Here is a 443-nt window from a genome sequence, read left to right on the forward strand (position 1 = left end):
GTTCAAATTCATACTATTCTTTGCTTTGCTGCTTGTGGATTCTGTCTTGTTTTTTGTTTCATCTTTTTGTTGAAGACCGACGACTTTGTTATCGGAGGAGGAGATGGCCGGCAAGGGTGAAGGACCAGCTATTGGCATAGATCTCGGCACAACCTACTCGTGCGTCGGCGTTTGGCAGCACGATCGCGTTGAGATCATCGCCAACGATCAAGGAAACCGGACGACGCCGTCGTATGTTGCTTTTACAGATACTGAGCGTTTGATTGGTGATGCTGCCAAAAATCAAGTTGCCATGAATCCTACGAACACTGTATTTGATGCAAAAAGATTGATTGGAAGGAGGTACACGGACACGTCTGTACAGAGTGACATCCAGCTATGGCCGTTCAAGGTTATTTCTGGACCTGGTGACAAGCCAATGATTATTGTTGATTACAAGGGAG

The 443-nt window shown here is 46.0% G+C and carries 1 protein-coding gene; it reads left to right on the plus strand.

Annotation, left to right across the window (positions count from 1 at the left end; genetic code table 11):
- Positions 1 to 103: 103 nt before the first annotated feature.
- Positions 104 to 443 (plus strand): Hsp70 family protein (locus C6N31_RS47230; protein WP_198359670.1); only part of this gene is annotated, 340 nt, incomplete at its 3' end.

Origin of the sequence: Streptomyces fildesensis (assembly GCF_016107395.1) — a bacterium.
GTDB classification, from domain to species: Bacteria; Actinomycetota; Actinomycetes; order Streptomycetales; family Streptomycetaceae; genus Actinacidiphila; species Actinacidiphila fildesensis.